Origin of the sequence: Pseudozobellia thermophila, assembly GCF_900141855.1 — a bacterium.
GTDB lineage: Bacteria > Bacteroidota > Bacteroidia > Flavobacteriales > Flavobacteriaceae > Pseudozobellia > Pseudozobellia thermophila.
On sequence record NZ_FQYU01000002.1, the window covers coordinates 731,385 to 756,237 of the forward strand.

The window sequence follows — 24,853 nt, forward strand, 5'->3', positions numbered from 1 at the left end:
TTTAAATCTGCTTTTTCCTTTTGATCGATGTGATTTACTCGGTATGTTGCGGTTGGTCCCAAAGCCTATAGGGGTCGTCGTGCGATTCCATCTCGACCAATAGCAAGGCTTCCATCTCGGCCAATTTATCGGCGTATTTCGGGTTGTCGGCCAAATTGGTCAACATCCCCCCCTCTTTTTGATGCTCTTTTAAATATTCGTTCGGATTTTCGGCCAGGTTAAACAGTTGTGTTTCGCGTACCGCACCATCCATTACATCGTATTTGATCAATTTCCAATCGCCTTTTTTTACCGACCGCATGCCAGGTTTGGTGCCTCCGCAGTACACTCCGTACATAACATCCCTAACGGTTTCCTTTTCGCCTTCCAAAACAGGCTTAAAGCTTGTTCCCTCTACTGTTTTCGGAGTCTCGATTCCGGCCAAGTCGCAAAAGGTTGGTAAAAGGTCCAACAAGTAAACATTTCCTTTAACACGCTTTCCCGATGGGAGTCCCGGCCCTTTGATGATCATGGGTACGCGCCAGGTATGCTCGTATAAATTTTGTTTTCCCATAAGTCCGTGCCTACCAATGGCAATACCGTGATCCGAAGTATAAACGATATAGGTGTTGTCGAGTTCGCCCATGGCTTCCAACTTTTTAAGCACCTTGCCCAGCTGGATGTCTATGTTTTCGGAACAGGCATATTCCCTTCCCAACTCGTTGCGAACGGTCTGCTCGTCCCTATTCTTCCAAACCCCACTTACGCGCTCTTCGTCGCGAAGCTCCGGGTGTCCGTGAAAGAAGGGATGTGCTTCCAAATAATTGTCTTGAAGCTGCGGTTGCCTATCGTTGGCCGGAGGAAGACTGTTCTCATCGGTATGGTTTACGGCCCCGTATTTCTCGAGCAACTCGGGCGTTCCATCCCGCTTATCGTGCGGATGGGAGAATCCGAAATAGATAAAGAACGGATTTTCGTCTTGGGTACTTTCCCTGTTCTCTAAATACTCCAGAACCTGTTTCGCGTGCCATGCGCTGCCCGTTTCTTCGGTACCGCCCCTTTTTGTGGCATCTTTGACCACCGTAAACTGCCTATTGGCCCCGGGATAGGAATTGCCCTTTTTACAGGTACGCATGGTACTATAGCCGGCCCTGTTAAAGACCGCCCCGATCGACTGTTCGTCCAATTCATGGGGGGCGGTATTTTTTTGAAATTCGGCACTGGGCGGCAAATGCCACAGGGTTCGCCCCGTCATGATCATATGTCTGGAGGGCGTACATACCGCTCCGTTCATAGAACCCATGTGGTGCGCCGTTTCCACAACGGTGCCTTCCGATGCCAATTTTGAAATGACCGGGGTTTCCAATACCGATTCCGGGTCGTACACCTGTAAATCGAAGGGCGATTGGTCGTCGACCAGGACGAACAAAAAATTCGGGCGTTTTTTACCTTCCGGCCTGTTCTCCTTGTTTTTGCAGGAAGCCAAACCAAATATTAGCATCAATACAAACAAAAAGCCTTTGTACGCTGTTTTCATTTCAAGGTAGTTAGGTTGGTTATGTCTTTATTATCTGCCCATCCATCCGCCATCGACCAACATTACCGAACCGGTCATGTAGTCGGAAGCCGGGGAGGCCAAGAATACGATAGGGCCCTTAAAATCTTCGGGTTGGCCCCATCTACCGGCAGGAATCCGCTCCAAGATCGATTTGCTTCGGCCTTCGTCGTTTCGCAAAGCCTCGGTATTATCGGTAGCGATATATCCGGGCGCTATGGCATTTACCTGAACGCCTTTTGAGGCCCACTCGTTCGACAAGGCCATGGTCAACTGCCCGATGGCCCCTTTTGAGGCCGCATAGCCGGGCACGGTAATTCCTCCTTGGAAAGTCAATAAAGAAGCCGTGAAAATAATCTTCCCGCTTCCTCTTTTAATCATTTCCTTGCCTATTTCCCTAGAAAGTATAAACTGGGCGTTTTGGTTTATCTCGATTACCTTGTCCCAATACGCATCGCTATGTTCGGCAGCGGGCTGCCTTAATATCGTACCCGCGTTGTTGACCAGAATATCGATGGTCGGGTTCTCCGCCTTTACCTTTTCTATAAAGGCGTAAAGGGACTTTCGATCGCTAAAATCGCATTGATAGGCCTTAAAGCTCTTATTCAATTCGGTGATCCGCTTTTCTATTTTAGAGCCCGAAAGCTCCAAGGATGCCGATACACCGATTATGTCGGCCCCTGCCTCGGCCAAAGCCTCGGCCATGGCAAAACCTATACCTCGTTTGCACCCCGTTACAAGTGCTGTTTTTCCCTCTAAACTAAACTTATCCAATATCATGTTGTTATGCTTTGATTTAATATTTTATTTTAAAGTACATCCTGTAATGAAGCCCCGTCCATGTCGGTAAAGGCCTTGTTCTCTCCGGCCATGCCCCAAATAAAGCGGTAATTGCTGGTACCCGAACCGGCGTGAATGGACCATGGCGGGGATACTACGGCCTCGTAGTTTTTCATGGCGATATGACGCGTTTCATGGGGCTGGCCCATATAGTGCATTACCATATTATCGCCTGGTATATCAAAGTAAAAATAGACCTCCATTCTGCGTTCGTGGGTGTGTGGCGGAAAGGTGTTCCAAACGCTACCTTTTTTCAGTTCGGTATAGCCCATGACCAACTGGCAACTTTGAATGCCGTCTTCGTGAATATACTGGTACAGCGTTCTTTCGTTACTGGTTTCAACCGCACCGAGCTCTACCACATTGGCATCGGAACGCGTAGCTTTTTTCGTTGGGTATTCCTTATGTGCCGGGGCCGAATTCAAATAGAATTTTGCGGCATCGGAACCATCCGAACTGGCAAACACCACTTCCTTTGAACCTTTGCCTACGTATAGGGCCTCCAAATTATCAAGCTCGAATACTTCGCCGTCTACGCTAACCGTACCCTTGCCCCCAACGTTGATGATTCCCAATTCCCTTCGCTGTAAAAAGTAATCGGCCTTCAACTCGTCGTAGGTAGGCAATGAAAGGCTTTTTGATTTTGGAAAGGCCGTACCGTAAATAAAGCGGTCGTAATGCGTATAGACCATGGTGACCTTGTCTTCGCCCATGAGGTCGGAACTGTGAAACTCCTTTCGTATTCGCTGTGTATCATATTGTTTGGCATCCTCGGGATGCACGGCGTACTTAACTTCCATTTTTTGATTTTAGATTAATTTATTTTGTCACGATTTTTTGAAGTTCTTCAAGTGTTTTGCCCTTGGTTTCCGGCATCATAAAGATGACGAACAATAGTTGCAGGACCATCATCCCGCTAAAAAAGAAAAATACGATACCGGGATTGGCAAAACTACCCAGGGCAATGGGCATAAACAAGGTGATCAAGGCTGCCAATACCCAATGGGTAGAACTGCCGAACGATTGCCCCTGTGCCCGTAATTTCGTTGGAAATATCTCGGAGATGAACACCCAGATCACGGCTCCCTGTCCAATGGCATGCGAGGCTATAAACAAAAACAGGAAAATGGGCACCATGAGTCCCTCCCACTCCAAGAAAAAGGCGAGCCCCACCATGGTCAAGGATACGATATAACCGATGGACCCTATGTACATAAGCACCTTACGCCCCACCTTGTCGATCAAGTAGAGTCCCAAAAGGGTGAACACCAGGTTGGTCACACCGATGCCGATACTGCTCAACAGGGCCGAACTTTCGCCGAGACCTGCGGAGCTGAATATGCGCGGCGCATAATATAAAAAGGCATTGATGCCCGACAACTGATTGAAGAAGGCGATCAAAAAGGCCAACATGATGGGGAATTTGTATTTTTTAACGAACAGGGAGGCCTTCTCGGTCTGTTCGGCCTTCAATTCGTCGATTACCGATAGATCGAGCTCGGTACCGGTGAGCTCCAATTGTATTCTTTTGGCCCCTTCGAGATCGTTCTTTTTTTCAAGCAACCATCTGGGACTTTTAGGAACCCCCAGCATGGCCAAGGTATAGATCAATGCGGGCAAGGCCTCGATACCGATCATCCAACGCCAAGGTTCCGAACCGAAATCCTTCAACAGGTAATTGGAGACAAAGGCAATGAGAATACCGAAGACGATATTGAACTGGTACAGGGCCACCAAGCGTCCGCGGCTTTTTGCCGGTGCAATTTCGGAAACGTAGGTGGGTGCGGCCACGGTGGAAGCCCCTACTCCCAATCCGCCCAAGAAACGGAAAAACGAGAACATATAGGGGTCGGTGGCGAGTCCCGATCCCAAGGCCGAAACAAAATAGAAAATACCGATCCAGAGCAGGGTATTCTTCCTTCCCATCCGATCACATGGAATATAGGCAAAAATAGCTCCTATTACCGTACCCCATAAGGCCATCGACATAATGAAGGTACCGTGAAACAGGTCGGAGGTTCCCCATAAAGTTTGCAACTGTTGATCGGCCCCGGAGATCACTACGGTATCGAAACCGAACAAGAATCCGGCCAGGGCCACAACAAAGGAGGTAAGTATAAGTTTGGTCTTCATTAGGATTTATTTAGAGGCTTTAATGGTTACGGACAAGGGGCTGGACATGATCTGCGCCTGTTGGCTAAGCAGCGTTTCCCAATCTTCAACGGAAGCAACCTGACCGCTTTTTTCCCAGGCAAACCCGGCGTAATAGCTCAATGTACCCTGAGGTTCCGTAACGATCAGCAAGTTGCTTTGATCGGGCACTTCCGACTTATATGCGATGGCATCCGTTACGGTCTTCGGATCGATGACGACCCCTTCGCCCACTTTAGCGCCATCAATGGTTTCCCAATGGCGGAACCATCCTTCTTCCTTATTGATGGCAACTTCCCCTTCATTGTTGTGCAGGGTAATGCCCACCGTATAATTGGGGACTTGCCTATCGGAAGAAAGGGAGATATCGAATTTTGAGAAGTTAGAGCCCAGATCGAGGGTAATCCTCTTGGTTTCCCTTACCCCATATTCGCTCCACGGTGCATAGTCCAGCTCAAAAACGGTTCGAAGCGGACCTGCGGCCAAGGTACGCGAGGCGGTAAAATTATTCGACACCAGTAAACTGTCGTTTTCCCAAATACCGATACCACCGGTACCCCTACTGGCCCCGACATGATAGGGGTCGTAGCCCTCGCCGTGATCGGTATGGTAATAGCCCGGTTGGGTCTCGTGCGCCTTGTACCATTTGTTGATTATGGATTTGTCGGTTCTTTTTAACCACAGGTCGATCCCACTCGAAAGCGTACTTCCGGGCACTCCCGCCAGGGCCTCCCTCTCGCCCGTTGGCCCATAGGTTCTAAAGGCAACCTTGTCGTTCTCCCAGGTGTAGTCGTCGGTTCTTTCAGGAACGAGCCGGGAATAGGCCACCACATCGCTTTCCGGAGCTGCTTTTGTGCTATCGATAAGAATGGTATACTCCGAACTGCCATTGGCCGCTACCTCGGCCTGAAAAAGCAGTTCGTCGTTCGTGCCGTCCTGATCGTAATCGATCCATTGGGTACGCAGGTATCCTTGATCGTCATTTCGCTTTATCCGGATATGACCTTCGGATGTACCGTTTAAGACGGTCTTTAGATCTTGGACATCGAGCCCTACCACCTCGTTACGGGCAAAACCGAGGTCGTTCTTAACTTCTATCAAAAGTGTTTGGTCCTTTTCGGCGGGTGCGCATGCGGTAGCCAAACAAAGTAGGCCCAGAAAGGCCAAGTGAACCGGAGATCTATGGTCTGTTTTCATGGTTGCTTAATTTATTGTTTTGAAGTTACTTTTTGCTTCTCTAGGCTAAACACCTTGAAATTGTCAAGGGTCATGTGGTTGTTGACCGTCCTAAAGCCAAAATGGCCCGATGTATAGGGATCGGGGTCGTAGAAATCGATGATCCGTTTGCCGTCGCGGTAATATTGGATAATTCCGTTATAGGCTATGATCTTGATCTGTGTAACCTCGTTGGGCTTTATCAGGTATTCTTCTTGCGACAGGTCATGTTCCGGCAGCAGGGGCCTTTCGCCGTTACCGGTATACCTGCGAAAACGGGTTTTCGAATTATCGTGCCCCCCCACACCCATATAATACAGTCGCAGGCTGTCGTAGTTGGAAAACTTGCCCCCTCTTTTTCTTGAATTTACAAATAGGTCTTCGGGATGTTCCATATCCTGGGCCATCCAAAAACAATTGAGGTCCGAGACACGGTCTTGCGGACCGCCCTTATCTATTACATGGGCATCGTACGTAATCATAATCGGCCCCTCCAATTTCTTGGTCAGCCAAACGGTACACCCGGCAACATCGATGATTTCCATTTTCCCATTGTTTACCGTTACAGTACCGCCGGGCATCTGCTCTACCTTCCAATTTTGAAAGCCCAGCTCAAAGGCATCCAAATACACTAATCTCGCTTTTGCAGTGAGGGTATCGTTAATTTTTACGGATTCTTCCTGGCCGGTAATCGTATGTGAAATGGCCCCTACCAGCAACAAGGTGCCTATTAGTTTACTTTTTATTCTTCTATTCATATAAATTTTAATCGTCTACAAGGTCGGTCGCCCAACATTTTTTAATTCTTAATCCCCAAGTTCAAAATGTGCGTCAACCATGGCTACCAGCTTTCAACCCTTGTGAAATATATGCGCGCCCAATGGTTGTGGGCCTCTTCTACCAAAAGTCGTTCTCTTTTTCGGCCTTCATTTTTTTATAGATGTCGATGTACTTTTGGTCGAGCTCGGGCGAGTCTTTGTATTTTTTTCTGAGTTCCTTTAGTTTCTGCTTTAACTCCTCAACCACCTCGGCATAATCGGGATGGTCATAGACGTTGTTCAATTCATGTGGGTCGTTCAAGCGGTCGTACAGTTCCCATTCGTCAACGTCGAAATAAAAGTGGGCCAGCTTGTATTCCTTGGTAACGATCCCGTAATGGCGCTTTACCATGTGTACGCTCGGATACTCGTAGTAATGGTAGTATACGGCATCCCGGTTCCATTTTTCCTTTTCACCCTTCAATAAGGGCATTAGACTTTCTCCTTGCATATCGGAAGGGACCTCAATACCGGCCGCTTCGAGAAAGGTCGGTGCAAAATCGAGGTTCTGTACCATTTCGTTCTCTACCGACCCCGGTTCGATCGTATTTGGCCATTTAATGATCAAAGGCGTCTTAAAGGATTGGTCGTAGATAAACCTTTTATCGAACCAACCATGCTCCCCGAGATAAAAGCCTTGGTCGGAGGTGTATACCACAATGGTATTTTCGGCGAGTCCGCTTTCCTCCAAATAATCCAGGACTCGACCGACATTATCGTCGACCGAAGAAATACAGGCCAGGTAATCTTGCATGTAGCGTTGGTATTTCCAGCGCATTTTTTCCTCATCGGTCATCGTGGGCCAATTCTTTTCAAACTCGGCATTGATCTCATCCAACACCTCATCGTACTTTGCTTTCTGCTCCCTATTGGCACGTCCGTAGGGGCCGTAAAACCCATTCTTGAACTCCTCTACCTTCGGGGTCACCTTATCGCCCATTTTTTCGAGCAGTTCGGGTCTGATCTTGCTATCGTGGCTGTACATCATATGGGTGAACAAGTTCATCTCGGCCGTTTTGGCGGCGGTTCCGCGATTGCTATAATCGTCGAACAAGGTCTCCGGCTCCGGAAACTCTTTCTTGGTAAATTCCTTGAATTTTTCGGGAGTTGGCCACCATGGCCTATGCGGCGCTTTATGGAGGTACATCATCATAAAGGGCTTGTCCTCGTCCCGTTCCTCCTTAAGCCAATTTAGGGTAACGTCGGTAATGATATCGGTAACATAACCGGTAATCGTGGTGTCTCCCTTAGAGGTAATAAAATCCGGATTGATATAAAAACCCTGGCCGGGCAGGATCATAAAATCGTCTACCCCCTTCGGATTGTTCCCAAAATGCAACTTGCCGAACATGGCCGTCTGATAGCCGTTTTTTTGAAAAATTTGGGGAAAGGTGACCTGTGTGGTATCGAAGGGCATCAGGTTGTCGATCTTCCCGTTTATGTGGGTATGTTTTCCCGTAAGGATGGTCGCCCTAGACGGTGCACAGATCGAATTGGTGACACTGGCATTGGTAAACAACATCCCTTCCTTGGCCAACCGGTCTATATTGGGGGTCTTTATCAATTTACTGCCATAGGCACTTATCGCCTGATAGGCGTGATCATCGGACATGATGAACAGAATATTCGGCTTCTGCGTTTTTTTTGGCTTCTTGGCTTCCGGTTTTTCGTTACAGCCCAAAAATGCAAGGGCACTTATAATTGCCACTACAAAAAACCTAGCCCCCTTTGTTTTAACCTCAAGTATTTTCATACCCTATATTTATAATTATTCTTCGTTTTGCCATACGTGGCTCCCTTTTAAAAGAAGGCCGTATTCCTTTTCAAGTAGGCGCTTCATTTGCCCGAACACGACGGGGGAATCGACAGAAAGGTCGGTGGTCTCCCTAGGGTCGTCCTTTAGGTTGTACAACTCAAAATCGGTCAGCTCACTGGTTTTAACCAGGGCTTCGTTACCGCTATGTATATTGTTCAGCCGGGGAAGGTAGTCTCCCTTGTATTTCAATCTGGCCAATATTTTATAATCGCCATGGCGCATAGCTACCTGATGTTCGTTCAGGGCATTATAAAACCCCCAAATTAGCGGTTTTTTTCTAAAAAACTGTCCGTTTTTTAGAAGAGATACAAAAGATTCGCCATCAAGTTCCTTATTTGGTAATTCGGCACCCGTAATTTCACAAAGCGTAGGCAAGATATCGAGCGCCGAAACCACGGCATCGGTCGTACCGCTATAGGTATCCCTTCCCATCCACTTTACGATACCGGGAACATGGAAACCCGCTTCGGTCGTCCATAATTTTCTTCCTTTCAAGCCCCCTGTTCGGCCAAAGCTCCTTTGGGCCCTTGAATACCTGTTCAAGGTTTCGGGTCCGTTATCGGAGGTAAAGATTACAATGGTATTGTCGGCTCCTTTCCTTTTCAAATAATCCAGCAAGCGCCCTACGGCCTTGTCAACATTGGCGACATTGGCAAAAAATTGGGCCTCTGCTTCATTATTGGCGTAGGGAAGGTATTCTTTTACCAAATCTTCGGGAGAAGCGATCGGTTCATGGGGCTCATGAAAGGTTACCTGCAGGTAGAAGGGGGCATCATCATCTTTTTTGTCCAGCCAATCGATGGCCTCATCCACGACGATTTGACAACTAAAGCCTTCCATGGGCCCCACGTCTTTGCCGTTCCTGACAAAGTTTTTGGGGTTTTCATGACTGGGCGATGCATTGTTGTGCGTAGCGAACCAATAGTCGAACCCAAAGGCATCGGGTTGGGGTTGCGCCGGGTGGTTAAAAAGCGAACTGCAGTGCCATTTGCCCACCAGGGCCGTGGAATAGCCTACGGTCTTTAAGCGCTGGGGGATGGTCTCCTCCCCCTTTTGAAGGTGTACCAAATGCCTAAGGTCCTCGCTCTTTTTGGGGCCGGGAATAAAGTCATAGACGCCTGCCCTATTCGGACTACGACCGGTCAATAAACCTACACGGGAAGGGGAACAAACGGGAGCGGCCGAATAAAAATTCGTCATTTTTATACCCGTCTCGGCCAGTTGGTCAATGTTCGGGGTCTTGATCGTCGGATGTCCAAAAGACGACAGGTCGCCATAGCCCAGGTCGTCGCATAGAAACACTACTATGTTCGGCCTATTTTGTTGTTGCCGGCCTTGAGATCGGCCCAATGCGAAATTTAGCCCAAAGGCAACTAAAACAAGTACATGAAAAGTATTCTTTAACATCCTTACATTTATGTTTTTGCAATTACACTCCAGTTCTTCAACTACTGTTTTCCCAGGGCCGGACCAAGCCGGGCTATAGCCCCTCCCCTTGTTCGAACCCTATTCTTCCGGTGACCTGTACTCCAAAACCTGCCCATCTGCCAAAAGTTTTTCCCTTAGGGTCGGGTACGGGATTTCATGGATATCCTTGTCCTTTTCGAGGGCCAAAGCCGCCAAGGTTCCCGCACTTTGCCCCAATATCATAAATACGGGCTCCATACGAATAGAACCAAAGGCGATGTGCGAACTGGAAACCGCTGCGGTAACCAATAAATTTTTGCACTCCTCCTTTTTGGGCAAGATCGTTCCCAAATGGATTTGATAAGGCCCTGGAGGCTCTACCCCCAAATCCCCTTCGTTTTGTACGTAACCTTCCTCGGTAATATAGCGTTGTACATTGTGGGAGTCCATCGTGTACGACCCCATACCGATAGGCTTTGTTACTTTTTTCCTTCCCATGATTTCATTCTCGGTCATTACATAATCGCCGATCATTCTTCGGGCCTCCCGCACGTAGATTTGGTAGGGCCAATGGCCATTGTCTACAAATTCGTCTTTTGCAAGTCCCCATTTACGGATGTTTTCCCTCAACCTTTCGGGAACGCTTTCATCGTGACCCCAGAAATACAATAATCCTTTATGGTAGTTAATGTGCTCTTCCAGGATCTCTTTTCGTTTTTCATAAGGTGCCTCGGGGTACTCATAGTTCATCCCAATATTGTCGGAACTAAACGGACCAACATTGTTTACATCCCGCTTTTTATTCGGTATTTTGCCTCCGCCGAACATCGAATACCTGCCCGACTTGAAAACCCTTCTGAGCAATTCATATTGGGCCGGGTCGTAGTTTTCCGGCTTCTCAAAAGGCACGATATTTCCTTCGGCATTGGTGGTGCACAGCCTATAGTTATAGGCTTGTACACGTTTGTCTCCCGACCCCTGCTCTCCGGGGGGTTCGGTCGATATACGTGGCAACACCCCACTGGTGGGGTCTCCTGGAATTACATACGGACTGATTTTTCGGTCCCCAAAATTATGGCTGTGGTGAAATTGTTCTTTTTGTACCCCGTTCCATTGTTCGTTATACACGCTATTCGCCTCGCGGCCCACGTGATAATTGATCCCGGCCGCAGCCATTAGGTCGCCTTCATAAGTGGCATCGACAAAAATGTTTGCTTTGTAGGTAGTGCCGTCCAACATGGTTATCGCCGTTATTTTGCCGTCCTCTACCTCTACCCCATTTTCACGGTCAAGCCATTTATCCCTAAGAATGGTTATGTTGTGGCCTTTTACGAACTTTTCAAAGGTCTGTTCCGCCACGTGCGGCTCAAAAGTCCACATGGTCTTATACTCATCGTCTATGGCCGTGGTTCCTTGGCCGACGTTGTCATATTCGTCTCGCGGTTGCCACCTCCAGGCATCATCGTTCTGATAATGTTTATAGATTTCTTGGTAAAACTCTTTCGATATCCCCCCTATCACCTGCTTGTTGCCCAAATCGGTAAAGCCCAATCCGCTCGCCGAAAGTCCCCCGATATGTTTTTCGGGGCAGACGATAATAAGGGATTTGTTCATTCGGGCCAATTGTACGGCTGTTGCGATTGCCGCCGATGTACCGCCATAAATAACTACTTCGGCATCGATATCGGACGCCTCCTTATTCGAAGTACATCCCAAATAATACAAGGCAAGGGCGGTTAAAATGGTACTTTTTAATACTTTGATCAATCGTTTCATAAGCTTGGTCTTACATTGGTTATTTAAGAAGAATCGATATGTAATTACCGATTTCCTTTTGTTGTTCTTTTCTATTATGCTAAGGTTACCCAACTTCAATAGACCATACGAGCTGTTCGCCTTTTTGCCTTGGGACCACGTTACCTATTTCCCCTCATCCCCGTTCTGTCCGTTTGTGGGCACCCTATAGACAGCACCGATAATCTGTGGTAGCTGTTTTCCAATATCTTAATGCCACGTAATTTTCGCTTTTCGCGCCTCCGTATCAACCCAAACACTTGCATGCTCAAATTCACGTGTAAACACCCATCCCTCCGGGTTTTCGCGTTTAAAGGCCCCCTTGGGTTTCCCTAGCGGTTTTCGCAATGCCGGGTAATCGACCAGGTTGCCATCCTCCAGGTTCCACCCCCAATTCCACTGAAAATACGAATATGGCTGGGCTCCAATAAGGTAACAGGCATGGTAAAATTCTAATTGCTCCTTCGACCGTTGTTCTATACCGCCTGTTTTCGTAGCCCCCATGGTGATATCGTTTCGCCCCTTTCCCTTGGCGCCGAAACGATAGATGGAGATCTTACCCGCCTTGGCAATGCGAACCATATCGTTCCATTCTTTGAGTAAGTTCTCCTTATTGGTAACCGTCGCGTTATAATGCTCGAACATAAAGGCATCGCAATGGGGGAAGACCTCCTTGGTGCGGGCGGCATTATTACCGACCAATATTTTATCGGGTATCCCTTCCTTTAGCGCGGCCATCATTTCCCCTTTGGCCCTTGCCAATTCGGCCAAGTCATCTACATGATAACCTGCCTTTTCGTCCACATTCATCCGGTCGACAAAAATACCATCGGCACCCGAAATTTTAATGCCTTCAAGGGCCGAGGCCACCCACCATTTGCGAAATTCCGGGTTTAAGGCATCGAAATAGTACGAAAATGCCGGACCGTTTGTTTTTTCAAGCAACTTGCCGGTCTTGGGATCGATCGCCAAGAATTTGGCCAGTTCCTTGTTCTTGGCGATGCCCTTAGGGGTGAGGTCTTTATTGAACCGTGTAAAGGGCCATGCCACATAGGAATTGTAGTAGAACAGGACTTTAGCCTCCGGCTTTACCTTGTGAAATGCCTCCACTTCGTGCTTTGTTCCGAGCACGGCATCGCCGAGCGAGTTAAACGCATGCGATTTTTCGATACAGACAAAATCCGTTCTGTTGGCTATAAAATCAACCTCTTGGGGCTCCAAGACCCGGTCAATATCCCCAAAGTGATAGTACATTGGTGTAGTGTCCCAACTAAATTTTGGAAAATAGCCCTTTGCCTTAAAACTAGGACCATCACTTACAAACAGCGATGATGCTTCTTGGGCATATGAACCCCAGTTTAGTGCGATGAAACCACAAACGACACCTAAGGTTTTTGGGAACCGAATTCGAAATAGCGCTTTATTCTTCATTTTCCTTTAATTATTCCAGTACAATTTTTCGCAATGCCCCGGCACTAAATTTCTTTTCTGAATTATTACGGCCTACGGTAACAGGCACTTCGTTGTGCAGGAGCAGCTCACCGTTTTTATGTTCCAATACCATATTGCCTATATCGGAAGCCCTAATAGTATAGCCATTGGCCCTTACCTCTTTTCCGTTTCCGACAAAAACCACCCAATCCCCGTTCTTTTCATAGGCCACCAAGGTATAGGTGGCATCGGTCGCCATGTCTTTATAATGGACCCTATTATGGTTGGCGGAAGAAAAGACCACATCTTCACGGCCCGATTTATGGATTATGTTCAAGCCCACGAACTCCGGATTGCCGTTTTCATCGTCAAAGCTTGAAATCTTTTCGATGCTTTTTCCCTCACTGGAGGTAAAAGGTTCATACACCGCTACGAAGGGCTTTTCCCAAGCCGGACCATGCTGCCTGGCCGCCAAGGTCAGGTAAGGTGCCTTATCGACTTCGTAGGGCAGGCCGTGGTCACCCTTAAAGGCCTTGTTGGGCGGTGATTTGATGGCGAACACTTCACGGCCTTCGGTTCCCTTCATCCATAAATTCATAAAAACATCTTCCTTTTCATCGGGGAAATCGATTTTCCATTCTACTTGATAGTCTTCTTCATACCTCGCCGCTTTTTTGTCCCACATATAATCCAAGGCATACAAGTGTCCGCCCGCAAAGCCCATCTCTTCACTGGGCGTCAGCTCCAAGGGATTTCCGGCCGCATCCATGACTTTCATACCCTGCCCCAGGTTGTGGTAGTAATAATCGTGGAATTTATCGCCCTTCCGCTGCTTTTTGGAGCGGAACACATCGATGTAATACCCCGTTTCCGCACCCGTTTTTACAATGCTTACGAGGCGCGATTGGTCACTGCGTGTCTCAGGTTCCAGAAAATAGACATCGGAATACGTGATGTTAGGGTAAAATCCTTCTTTCTGTCCCGATTTTGGATATTCTCCCATCAAGTCAAAAGCGTGGTAACTCAGCATTTCGGTATAGGACGACACCCCGTCTACCATCACTGTATTATGCGCAGGAAACTGTGAGTAATATTCCAAATAGATAGGCTGCAAATATCCTGCGCCCTTTCCGGGGTCGGCGCCTTGCACAAAGCCCTTGCCGTACAGTTCCAAATTGATGCCGTTGGCGTGCATATGGTTGCCCAGGGATCCGTTTAGGGAGACCATCATACCGTGCTTACCCGTCCCCATGCGTTGTACGTGCCAACTGACATTGGGGGCGTTAAAGGTTTGGGTGATGTAATCTTTAATATCGCCCTTGCCGTACTTGGCATTGAGTTCTACCGGCTTGCTGGCAAAGAAGGAGCTGATATCGGCCTTCGGCTTTCGGTTCGAATTCGATGTTTTGACCTCCTCCGGGGCGAACAAGCGGTACATTTCGGTAAATTCCTTCTCCAGTTCCTTGTCCTTATTTTTCTGTGCCGTACGGATCATATCGCTAATGGCCTCCATTTTCAGTCCCCCGTAATAACTGTCGCCAAAAGCCACCGTTTGCCCATTGGGGAACAAATACTGCGGCAGCACCTTTACCGCCTTTTTCATAACCGGCATATAGGGCAGGATGTTGTGGTCAAAGGTATTGTCAAAATCGTTGATAAAATGGGTCAAATCGCCCGTAACCCCAAAGGAGTACCCGGGACACTCGGCCCAAACGCCGTTGTTTTTGTCGTAACCGTAATCCATAAACTTGGTCAAGGACCATTGGCGGGCGGAGGTTACGTTCAAAATATAATCGATATAATATTCGCGTCCCTTTTTGTCGTCGTAAAACGCATTGTCGCGCAACACCATGGCCGCCTTTAAAATGATCTTGGCCTGATGCAGGTTCCAATTGTTTTGGGGCACGCCATTTTTAATGATCTGGTCGTTCCATTTTTTAATGGTCGCATCGTAGATCTTGATTTTTTCAGGATGGTTTTTTTCGATGTATCGGTGTAGAAAATCGTAAAGTTCCGAGGCGTAGACCAAGGTGTTCTCATGAATGACCTGGAAACACTCCAGGCCGACCAGGGTTTGGATGTGCCCGTTCAGCAAATCGATGGGCTCGTCGCGGTAGTACATTCCCGTCATGTAGGTATCAAAGATATCGAAGGCGAACTTGGCAAAGGAAGCATCGTTTTCCAACCAGTACACAAAAGCGGCATCGCGGGCCAAGCCCATGATCTTTTGGTTGTGCCTATGGATGATCCCTCCTGTTTTGGATGGCTCTACCCACTCCAAGGGATTTCCCGCCTTGGTCTTGTTCCGCAGATAAAGTCCGCGTTCATCGTCCATATACGGAAGGATGTCCTCCAAGTCGGGCATAGCGTAATTTGTGGTATAGTCGCGGGAGCCCGTAAAGCGTACCGTGGGCACCGGGGCCTCGCCATCGGCGTGCGAGTAGTAAATACCATTGATATACACCTTGGTCGCCTTGGTTTTCCAATACATCATCAACCGGGAAACCATCCATTCGGGGTCGTTTATATGGCGTTCCACATGTTCATCGATACGATTGTGAATCCCCTTGAGCACCTCCTGTGCCCAGGCTTCCCTTTTTATGGTCTTTTCGAGGGCCTTCTTTTCCTGTTGGGTAATGTACAGCCTAGGGTAGCCTTGCTCCATATGGCCAGGCAGGGGAATTTTGTCAACGCTTTGCGCATTTGCCGCCAAGGTATACATCAACAAACCGGCTACCCAAGCATAGGTCTTGGCGACCGTTCTTCCCATTTTGTATTTTTTCACATGCATTTTTAATGTCCGTTTACGTCACAAGTCGGTTCAGGGCAAACGTAAAAGACAATTCGCCCAGTTTTGGTTTCGGTACCACGGGAGACTAAAAAACACAAAGTCATTAAGATCAAGGTCATTCCAAAAATCATAAGTACGTTTTTAATTGGTTCTTTTTATTAAGTCGTCGGCATTTCATTCATTTGGGCTTGTCGCTTCCTTCACGGCTCCTTTACTTTTAATTTTCGGGTTCGTGGTACCCAGATATAGGATGACATTGGCCGCTGTCCGGTTATCCAATTTGATATCGGTCGCATGCATTTTTGCCTTTTTGTTGAAGTTGCCATAACCTTCCCAAACGGATAGTTTGATATCCAAATTCCCGGGAATATGCCCGGGGTCGGAAGTGGTGATGATCACTTCATGCCCTGTACCATTTATTTTTGCCAGCAGATCGTTGGCCATGCCCCCCCTGCTATCCAATATTTCCATTTCTACATATGCGCCCTTGGCGTTGGTATAGGGAATACAGAATGCTTCCGAATATTTGGCGTCCGCACTACAATTGATCAAAGTGTCCCGATTGCCCACATTAAAACCTGTTGCCACACAATCGCGCACCACACAATCGATGATCTTATCCCCAGATGTACTCAAACCTGTGCAAATACCTCTTCGCATTTGGGTGACCGTGCAGTTTTTGACGGTTGTATTCTTGGTTTTGTGTCCGTTGTATTCGGGGTACATCCGAATTCCGTCCTCGCTTAGCGAAATGATTTCCCCCGGTAGGATTTTGCCATCCTCCCCGATCATGGTTCCTTCTACATACCCTCCCTTGCCTGCATAAAAGTTTTTATCGAAGGCATAGCCCGAAGTTTCCGAGAGAATGGCATCCGTGGTCTTAAGCAGTCCATCCACATGACAATCTTCTATTAGGGTGTTCTCCGCCCCTTGTAAAAAGATGGCATGTCCCATGGCCCGCATGTGCACCTGGCATCCTATCAGTTTGGCATTCTTTGCCGGGTAGCCTACGCGGATCCCGTTCATTTTTCGCACATCACCACCACCTAGGCCATATAGACTTCCATAGCCCCAAGGACTGGAACCTGCCGTACGGATTTCAATGTTTTTAAGGGTCACATCCTCCCCCACCACATTAAAAATCTTGTTTTTGCTCTGTCTTCCCGGTGTATCCCCATAGGTTTCAATGTACAGCCCTTCGAGGGTTACATTATTACCGGAAATCTCAATGGCACAATACATACCGTTGCCATCATCGCTCAATTCCAGATCATCGCGGCCAAATAGTTTTGTATCGACCATGAACCGTACCCCGCTGAGGTCGAAATGGGTGTTATTGCCCGTAAACTCCATGAATCTTATTTTCCGGGCTTCATCAATTTGATAATTGCCCGGTGCCAATTTGACCTTTACCCCATCCTGGTTTAGATATGTCTTAAATTCGGATAGGGTAGCGACCTCGATAAGTTCCTGTGGATCCTCCTTAAGGGCCTTTCCCTTAAATGATGTTGCCAGTACAAATACGCAAACAATCGCTAAAATCAGTTTACCATACTTCATTTGAATGCCATTTCCTTTTATTATTCAATTCACCCCAGACCCTTTGCATCCTTTGTATAGGCCAGGGGATCTTTATTTTATTCCCCATAAATACCAAGCTCGGAACGTACAAGAACCCTCCTATGGTAGCCATCCTATAAAACCGTCTTCATCGCCTCACCAATGCGGATCTTAAACCGCTCAAAACTTCTTGGCAGGGATCTGGGATTCATTGCCTTATTCAGTCCCGTACCGAACTTTTGGTCCATGGGCACCATTGACCCGGTCTTTCCAACAGCTTCACTGGGCGGAACACGTAGAGCCCAAAGTCGTAAACGGAAAAGGCGCAACGTACCTACCCCGTTTTTGTCTTACTGCAGCTGCCATAGACTTGTCCTTGATGTTCATCGATAAAAAAATAACATCGCCCGTCTTTTTAAAGGGATAGCAATGTTACTTTTTTTGATCAAAGTTTGATTAAATCATAGTTCATTCTCTATAAACTATGATGCTTTAACTTGATTTTGACCTGGGGCATAGGGATTTATGTTCGAATCCACGTTCATGGTTTACCACAAGAGCTCAATACCCCACCATGCTAAAGTGACAACTTCACCACCGTAACGCTTTCGTCGGGAGCCGACCCCGGCAATTGCAAAACCGGGCCATCCGATGTCTTGTCTACCTTAATCTCGGTATTCGGACTTGCCAATAGGGAGGCTTTTTTTAGTTTGATGTTTTTGTTCAGCTTTAATTTTCCGTCTTCGGGCCAATTAAAAACATGGGCGTAGATTACACCGTCCTTACTGGTGTACCGGCCCCATTCGGGCATATCGTAGGGACTCGCCTTGGCCCCGTAGATCGCCTCGGCGTTGGCCTTGGTCCATTCGCCCATGGCCTTTAACCTGCGTATGCTTTGGGCCGGAAACCTACCGTAGCCATCGGGACCGATGTTCAACAGAAAATTACCCCCTTTCGATACGATATCGACCAGTTTTTGAATGAGGTCTTCGCTGCTCTTCCAATTGGTATCATCGGGTTTGTAGCCCCAGGTACCGTTCATGGTCATGCACGATTCCCAGTCCTCATCGATGCCCGTAGCGGGAATTTCTTGTTCCGGGGTACCGAAATCACCGGCAAAATTTCCTTCCCTATCCATACCTTCCATACCCTTTCTGCCCTTGTCGACCCGGTTGTTGATAATGGTATTCGGCTGGATTTCACGAATGAAATCGTACATCTCCTTACCCATTTCGGTAGTGTAGTCGGCGATCCAATCGCCATCGAACCAAACCACGTCGATATCGCCGTAATGGGTCAACAACTCTTTTACCTGGGGCTTTAGGTAGTTCTTGTAATACTCTGGAAACTCAGGATTTACGACCGTTTGATCTTTCTGCCCCGCATTGTAATTGGGGTATAGGTTGCCCTGGGCCTGTGGATGGTGCCAATCGACTATGGAATGGTAAACCCCGAACCTGATGCCTTGCTTTCTCGAGGCTTCGGCCAGTTCTTTTATGATGTCGCGCTTAAACGGGGCGGTATCCATAATATCGTAATCGGTTACTTTTGAATCCCACAGGCAAAACCCGTCGTGGTGCTTTGAGGTAATTACAATGTATTTCATGCCTGCATCCTTGGCCATTTTAACCCAGTCATCGGCATTAAAGAGCTGCGGATTGAACATTCGCGGAAATTTCTCATATTCCTCGATGGTATAATCCAATTTATCCATGGCCCATTCCGCGCCGCCACCTGCTATTTGCTCTCCGCGTTCACCCCCTATTATAGAGTAGGCGCCCCAATGGATGAACATGCCAAATTTGGCATCGCGCCACCATGCCATACGTTCGTCGTCAGACAGTTTTTTTACTTCCTTATCTTGGGCCAGGCCCTGGCCCAAGGTCGATATCGCAACACATGCGAACAAAATAGATTTTACTATTCCTTTCATTTTCTCTTGATTAAGATTACTTGGTTCTAATGGATAATTGTATTTCCGATTGATTTCTAACTACGGTAAGGTCCAATTTTTCTTGGGTCTTCGTTTCCATAACCACATTGAAGAAGTCCCTTATCCCTTTTAGCTTTTTTCCATTGGCCTGTACGATTACATCCCCCGCTTTTAGGCCTTTGTTCAGTACGGCCGGACTTTGCTCCCAAACACTTAAGACGATGACACCTTCGGCCGTGTTTAGACCGTAGGCCGACTGCTCTTCCTTTGAGGAGACATTTTTCAGCTTGTTTCGCAACCAGGTCATAACCGGTGCCGTTTCGGCCCCCTCCTTCGTTTTTTCATTCAAATTAGGGACTTCAGGTGTTTTGGCAAGCGCTTTCAATTCGGGCTTTTGCACGCCAAATTTGTCCATCGGGAAATTTTTAAATCCGATTTTGAAAGCAGGCGAATTTTCGAGAACGGAAAAATCGAGATGTGCGGGATCCTTGAACAAGGGGTCTCCATAAACACTGTTCAAATCACGGTCGTACACCCTCGATTTCATCATACTTACCTCATTGGGGAACAAGTTATGGTCCAGTTCCTTTCCCCAACCGTCTAGCCTTATATCTTGATAGGCCTTTTGTACAATGTTGTGCCGGAATACATCTTGGCTGTTTTTAAACCATACATGGGGATGCAGGGAGTTGTTGACCATAATGTTGTTCTCTGCGACCCTGGCAAATCCTTCCCTTAATTTTAGGCCATTGTTCAACAACAGGTTGTTGTAGATGTGGTAATTGGATGAGCCGTCATCGAGGTCGATATCCCACCCGTGGTCGCAGCGGAATCGGTTGTTTCTTATAATCGTGGTGTGAATGGCGTCCCATTTCCACATATTGGGGTTCGCATCGGTCAAACTGTCCATCACCGCTCTATTGGGGTGCCAAAACCTATCCCTTCCCCACGAATTGAAAGACCCGTGGTCACTGGTTTCCAAAACGGTATTGAATACATCGTTGTATTCCAAAATGTGTCCCCCCCAGGTACCGTCGCCGATATTGATGCCCGCCCTAGGTACATCGTAGATACTGTTGTGGCGAACCGTAATATCCATGGCCATGGCGATCTGTACGCCTGCCGTCTGTTTCTCCAACCGACCGGTCTTATGTATAAGGTTGTTTTCTACCAAGCACTCCCGTGGATATGCCTCGTTTTTCGGTCCCGCCACGGTATCCATTTCGGCCACGGGCACAAACTCCGAATAATTAAAGGAGGGTGACCGCACGGCGGAAGGGTCGCCTATGAACGATACCCCACTTGCGCCACAGTCGTATATGTGGTTGCCGGTTACAATAAGGCCCTTGTTGTACTTGCTGGCCATGATTACATTACCGCCCAGATGGGTAAACACGCTATTTTCAACCGTACAGTTTTCGGTGTTTTCAAAGAAGACGGCAGCCCCTCTGTAAATGGTCCAATCGCTGCGCAAAAGCGGCTCAAAATCTTCCATAAACGTACGCTGGGTGTTCTTAAAGGTAATTCCACTAAGGGTGACATTTTTCACGGGAGATTGCAAAGTGCCCACGGCCCGGACCAAATCCTTTAAGACGGAGACCTCAAAGCGGGCCGACCCCATATCTACGTTCGCAGGTGGCCAGTAGTACAGTTTGTTGTTGCTTGGGTCTAGAAACCATTCCCCGGCAGTGTCCAACTCCTCAAAGACATTTTCCACCATACGGAATTCCCCGTGGGGTTTCGAGGCCCGGTTGTTTTGGTGGCCCCCCTCCAAAATCGGTGTTCCGTCTTCGTCGACCCCCGTTACCCGAAAATGAAACCCGCCCCATCGACCGTTGTGCATGGCATGGAAATAGGCCCCTACGGGATTTTCCCACGAGGCAACGCGCTCTTTGGACAGGGCATCCGCGGCATACCCCTGCCAATAGCCCCCTTCTTCGTTATAATTGGGGTATCGGGCCAAAATTTGGGGCTTTCCGTCCACAAGAAACTGGTCGAAATCGGCAGTTTCCGATACCTCGGCAACATAGATGCTTTCATTGTACTTTTGCCAATCCAATTGCAGTGGCCTGCCCCCTGTTATCGTAACCTTTGAGGCATCTGTGCCCCTAATGGTAAGCTTGCTCAACGAAGGTGGTATTTCAATGGTTTTTTCGAGATGGTACTCCCCCGGGGCGAGGGTTATGACCACTTCGGCCCCCGGCCTGTCCTTTTTCAGTTCAGCGGCCTTGGCCACGGCCTCTTCCAAGGAGCCATACTGAAGAGGGGCCTGGTCGTCGCCATTCGTCGCGGCCGTATGCGAGACGAAGATCTCAATGGGGCCTTCTTCCGGTCCGCAGGAAAGACACAGAGTCATCAATCCCAAAAGAAAAACTACTATTTTACCTCTTTTCATGCTGTTTGTCTTACTATGTGATTCGGTCCTACCCAGGCCTTGGCCCATGCGGACGGTACTTGATCTCCGTCTTTACTATTCACCCTCCCCTTTGGTGATGTGAATGGCAAATCCGTTGTTTTTATCTATTTGCAACGTCATCAAACTGTTACTGGTCAAATCTTTCTCTTCGATTCTAACATGGGTACGGGTCGGCACCGATATATCGTCGGTGTACAGCCTTGCCCTATAGGGGATATCCCCTTCCAAAAAGTCAAAATCAAGTTCGACCGTTCTGGCCTGATCTCCATTAATTCCACCTATAAACCACTCACTCCCCTTACGGCGGGCAATGACTCCTATTTTTCCGATTTCGGCCTGTAAGACCTTGGTTTCGTCCCAAGTGGTGGGCACGGCATCAAAAAACTCCAGTTCCGGTTCGTTCCCGATATGTTTCGTGTCTCCCCAGAGGCCATCCAATTTCTCCGGGGAAGCGGGAGGTTTGTCGTACCAATACAAAAATTGCAATGGGCTAAAAAGGCAAACGGTCTTGGCCAACTGTGAGGCATGGGATCCCATTTCATTTATCCTCTTGTTGTAATAACAGACCGTATTGTCTGCCGCACCTGCCAGCATCCTGGTAAACATGCTTACCAAGGTATGCGCATTGGGCACGGTCTCCTCATCGCCACGAATACCTTCTTGGGTCAACAAATTCGGGTATGTCCTCGAAAACCCGGTAGGCCTGTACTCATCGTGAACATCGAGAACCATGCCGTAGGATGCCGCTTTCTTAACCGCTTCATGTAACCAAGCCGTGGCCTCTTGGTCGCCAACCCTTACGAAACCGTATTTAATACCGGCAACGCCCCACTCTTTGAACAAGGGCAATATTTCGTCAAGCTGTTTTTCCAAAGCCCGGCGGTTAACGTATAAAATGACACCGACTCCCTTTTTCTTGGCATAATTGCATATGGCCTCTATATCAAAAGGCCCTTTGGAGCGTTTCGGGTCTAGGGTCACCGTGGTCGCATCGGATGCATCGTCCATTTCGTTACCGTACCAACCGGCATCGAACAGCACATACTGCATGTTGTGGTCGGCTACAAAATCGATGGCCGCAAAACCACCTTCTGTCGTCAACGTAGTCTCTCGAAGTGCCTTGCCCGGCCTTATCCAAGACGTATCCTCAATTTCGGAAGGATCGTTCAGGTTTTGGATGATATAGTTGTTCTCCAAGAGTTCGCCTTCGTCCTTTCCCATCATAACTACCCGCCATGGCGACTGAAATGGCAACTTCTTGTACACTTTGGGCCCTTGTTCTTCCTTGGTCGAAATAAGTGCCCCCGTAACGGTATCCTGTTTTTGTTCGCCCATCCTTCCATCAAGCGATGAAAGGATGCTGTATTTGGATTCGGTGCCCCTGTCAAAACTTAACCTGGCATAATCTACCAACCTGGCTTCGGCAAGGGCAATCTTTAAACTATCATTTATTTCAACAAGCAAGGGACGCTCACAGCCCTTTTCCAACCGGGACAGGGGAATTTTTCTATACTCTCCTTGTGCCGTTAAGACCCCTGCTTCCCGTTTTGGCGTGGACCAAACATCGTGATCGGCCTTAAAATTATAATGGATTTTTTCATCCAGACCCATTTCCAAAACCCCTGCTTGTTCCGGTATTTCATAAGCGATCGCAATCCCTTCATCGTAAGCCCTGCATATCAAGTTGACCTTGGCACCACCTTGGTCCAAAAAAACCTTTAACTGATTATAATTATTGACGATGGTACTTTTTTCAAGAAAGTCGGAATTCCATGTACTTGATTCCGAAGTATATTCCGTATCCAGTACGGAAACGGTACCGTTAAAATCCAACCGGTCAGCGCTAATTTCAAGGGTCGACGGCAATAAAATTTGGGTTTCCTTATCGAAGACCGTGAACCGAATTTGATTGTCCGTCATCAGAAAGTTGATGCGCTTGGTTCCGTCAGGTGATGTTAGGCCAAGTTCCCTTACCTTATTACAGCCCAAAAGTGTTGTAACAAGTACAAAAAAAAGGGCAGTGCATTTAAAGAAACTCATTTGGGACCCGCTCATATCTTTCATATCTTAAAGTTTTTTAATGGTCGGTTTGCCTTTTATATACCCGAGGGATTCCAAGAAGACATCGGCTTCATATACCGTTTTTCTGTAATACGTTTCATCCTTTTTCGTCCTATTGAAAAAGCCATGGGGCTGGTCTTCATATAGAAATAGGTCGCACCTACTACCTACAGCCTCCATTTTGGCCTTATATTTTTCCATAGTGGCCACCGGTATCAACCTGTCTTTGGTGCCCAGAAAAACAATCGTAGGCGGAACGCCCTTTTTCAGGTTGTGCATGGGTGAAAATTCTGGGTATCGCTCCCCTATTCTCTCGTACCCATAACCTTCCTTACCGTTATCGATCACGGGGTTAAAAAGCACTAGGGCATTCGGCTTGGGGCTTACGGACAAATCGTCACCAGTATCGTCCAAGCCATTCAGGGTGGCCGTTGCGGCTGCCAGGTGCCCTCCGGCAGAGCCCCCGGACGCTATTATTTTATCGGGGTCTATTTGAAATTTTTCGGCGTTGCCCCTTACAAACCGCATCGCTGATTTGGCATCACTGACCGCTTCAAACGGAGTGGTACCATGCCTCGATTTTACGCGGTAATCGACCAAAATCCCTATCATGCCCCTTGAAGCGAAATATTTGGCCTGATCTTCAAATTGCTTGGTAGTGCCCCCGTTCCAGCCTCCGCCAAAAAAGAAAACTATGGCAGGATAGGCCTTCTTTCGCTTGACCTTTTCGGGGTATACGAACTCCATGTTCAAGGTATCGCCCTGAACAACCTTATAAATGGCCTCGTGGGGCAAGGACACGGCCTGCTTGTGTTTTTTTTGCGCCAGGGCCATGGTTCCCACAGTCAACATCAAGATGCCCCATACGTTCTTAAAATCTTTCATTTCACCTTATTTTTCGATTCGAAATTTTCGCTAAATTTAACAGCTATTGGCTTAAATGTATACGCATCTGTCAAAAAAGTATCGCAAATACCCCATTCCATAGCATGGGTTTCCCCTATTTTCTTGTAGCCCGGTCATCAATCCCTATAAAAAGGATAGGCCTTACTACCGCCTCCTTCAAGACGATTTGCGCTATCGCGC

16 protein-coding genes are annotated in these 24,853 nt (G+C 47.8%); all 16 read right to left on the reverse strand.

The features are described 5' to 3' along the window. Window positions 1-34: 34 nt before the first annotated feature. The gene (locus BUB37_RS08445) at window positions 35-1,516 is read right to left on the reverse strand and encodes a sulfatase family protein (RefSeq protein WP_094766609.1); all 1,482 of its coding nucleotides are present in this window, start codon (window positions 1,514-1,516) and stop codon (window positions 35-37) included. Window positions 1,517-1,546: 30 nt separating this feature from the next. After that, complete coding sequence (locus BUB37_RS08450) at window positions 1,547-2,311, reverse strand: SDR family oxidoreductase (RefSeq protein WP_170863145.1); 765 nt, start codon at window positions 2,309-2,311, stop codon at window positions 1,547-1,549. A 32-nt stretch (window positions 2,312-2,343) separates the two neighbouring features. Next, a complete protein-coding gene (kduI, locus tag BUB37_RS08455) occupies window positions 2,344-3,174 on the reverse strand; it encodes a 5-dehydro-4-deoxy-D-glucuronate isomerase (RefSeq protein ID WP_072991711.1) in 831 nt (276 codons plus the stop codon). A gap of 19 nt (window positions 3,175-3,193) precedes the next feature. Beyond that, complete coding sequence (locus BUB37_RS08460) at window positions 3,194-4,507, reverse strand: sugar porter family MFS transporter (RefSeq protein WP_072991714.1); 1,314 nt, start codon at window positions 4,505-4,507, stop codon at window positions 3,194-3,196. Between the two features lie 6 nt (window positions 4,508-4,513). Further along, window positions 4,514-5,722, reverse strand: a complete 1,209-nt coding sequence (locus BUB37_RS08465) for a DUF4861 domain-containing protein (RefSeq protein WP_072991717.1) — start codon at window positions 5,720-5,722, stop codon at window positions 4,514-4,516. A gap of 11 nt (window positions 5,723-5,733) precedes the next feature. After that, complete coding sequence (locus tag BUB37_RS08470; RefSeq protein WP_072991720.1) at window positions 5,734-6,498, reverse strand: DUF6250 domain-containing protein; 765 nt, start codon at window positions 6,496-6,498, stop codon at window positions 5,734-5,736. Window positions 6,499-6,637: 139 nt separating this feature from the next. Beyond that, entirely contained in the window at window positions 6,638-8,311 is a 1,674-nt protein-coding gene (locus BUB37_RS08475) for a sulfatase family protein (RefSeq protein WP_072991724.1), read from the reverse strand. 15 nt (window positions 8,312-8,326) lie between these two features. Then, the gene (locus BUB37_RS08480) at window positions 8,327-9,724 is read right to left on the reverse strand and encodes a sulfatase-like hydrolase/transferase (protein ID WP_072992727.1); all 1,398 of its coding nucleotides are present in this window, start codon (window positions 9,722-9,724) and stop codon (window positions 8,327-8,329) included. Between the two features lie 156 nt (window positions 9,725-9,880). Next, on the reverse strand, window positions 9,881-11,557 hold the full coding sequence (locus BUB37_RS08485) for an FAD-dependent oxidoreductase (protein WP_072992730.1): 1,677 nt from the start codon (window positions 11,555-11,557) through the stop codon (window positions 9,881-9,883). A 228-nt stretch (window positions 11,558-11,785) separates the two neighbouring features. After that, window positions 11,786-12,829 (reverse strand): putative glycoside hydrolase, encoded by a 1,044-nt coding sequence (locus tag BUB37_RS08490; protein WP_212635269.1) that lies wholly within the window; start codon window positions 12,827-12,829, stop codon window positions 11,786-11,788. A 187-nt stretch (window positions 12,830-13,016) separates the two neighbouring features. Beyond that, complete coding sequence (locus BUB37_RS08495; RefSeq protein ID WP_212635270.1) at window positions 13,017-15,776, reverse strand: heparinase II/III family protein; 2,760 nt, start codon at window positions 15,774-15,776, stop codon at window positions 13,017-13,019. Between the two features lie 195 nt (window positions 15,777-15,971). Then, entirely contained in the window at window positions 15,972-17,357 is a 1,386-nt protein-coding gene (locus BUB37_RS08500; protein ID WP_072991727.1) for a right-handed parallel beta-helix repeat-containing protein, read from the reverse strand. A gap of 577 nt (window positions 17,358-17,934) precedes the next feature. After that, window positions 17,935-19,290, reverse strand: a complete 1,356-nt coding sequence (locus tag BUB37_RS08505; protein WP_072991748.1) for an alpha-L-fucosidase — start codon at window positions 19,288-19,290, stop codon at window positions 17,935-17,937. 16 nt (window positions 19,291-19,306) lie between these two features. Continuing rightward, on the reverse strand, window positions 19,307-21,685 hold the full coding sequence (locus tag BUB37_RS08510) for a PDZ domain-containing protein (RefSeq protein ID WP_072992738.1): 2,379 nt from the start codon (window positions 21,683-21,685) through the stop codon (window positions 19,307-19,309). A gap of 75 nt (window positions 21,686-21,760) precedes the next feature. After that, the gene (locus tag BUB37_RS08515; protein WP_094766612.1) at window positions 21,761-23,770 is read right to left on the reverse strand and encodes a glycoside hydrolase family 97 protein; all 2,010 of its coding nucleotides are present in this window, start codon (window positions 23,768-23,770) and stop codon (window positions 21,761-21,763) included. 3 nt (window positions 23,771-23,773) lie between these two features. After that, a complete protein-coding gene (locus tag BUB37_RS08520; RefSeq protein WP_244526766.1) occupies window positions 23,774-24,652 on the reverse strand; it encodes an alpha/beta hydrolase in 879 nt (292 codons plus the stop codon). Window positions 24,653-24,853 lie beyond the last annotated feature (201 nt).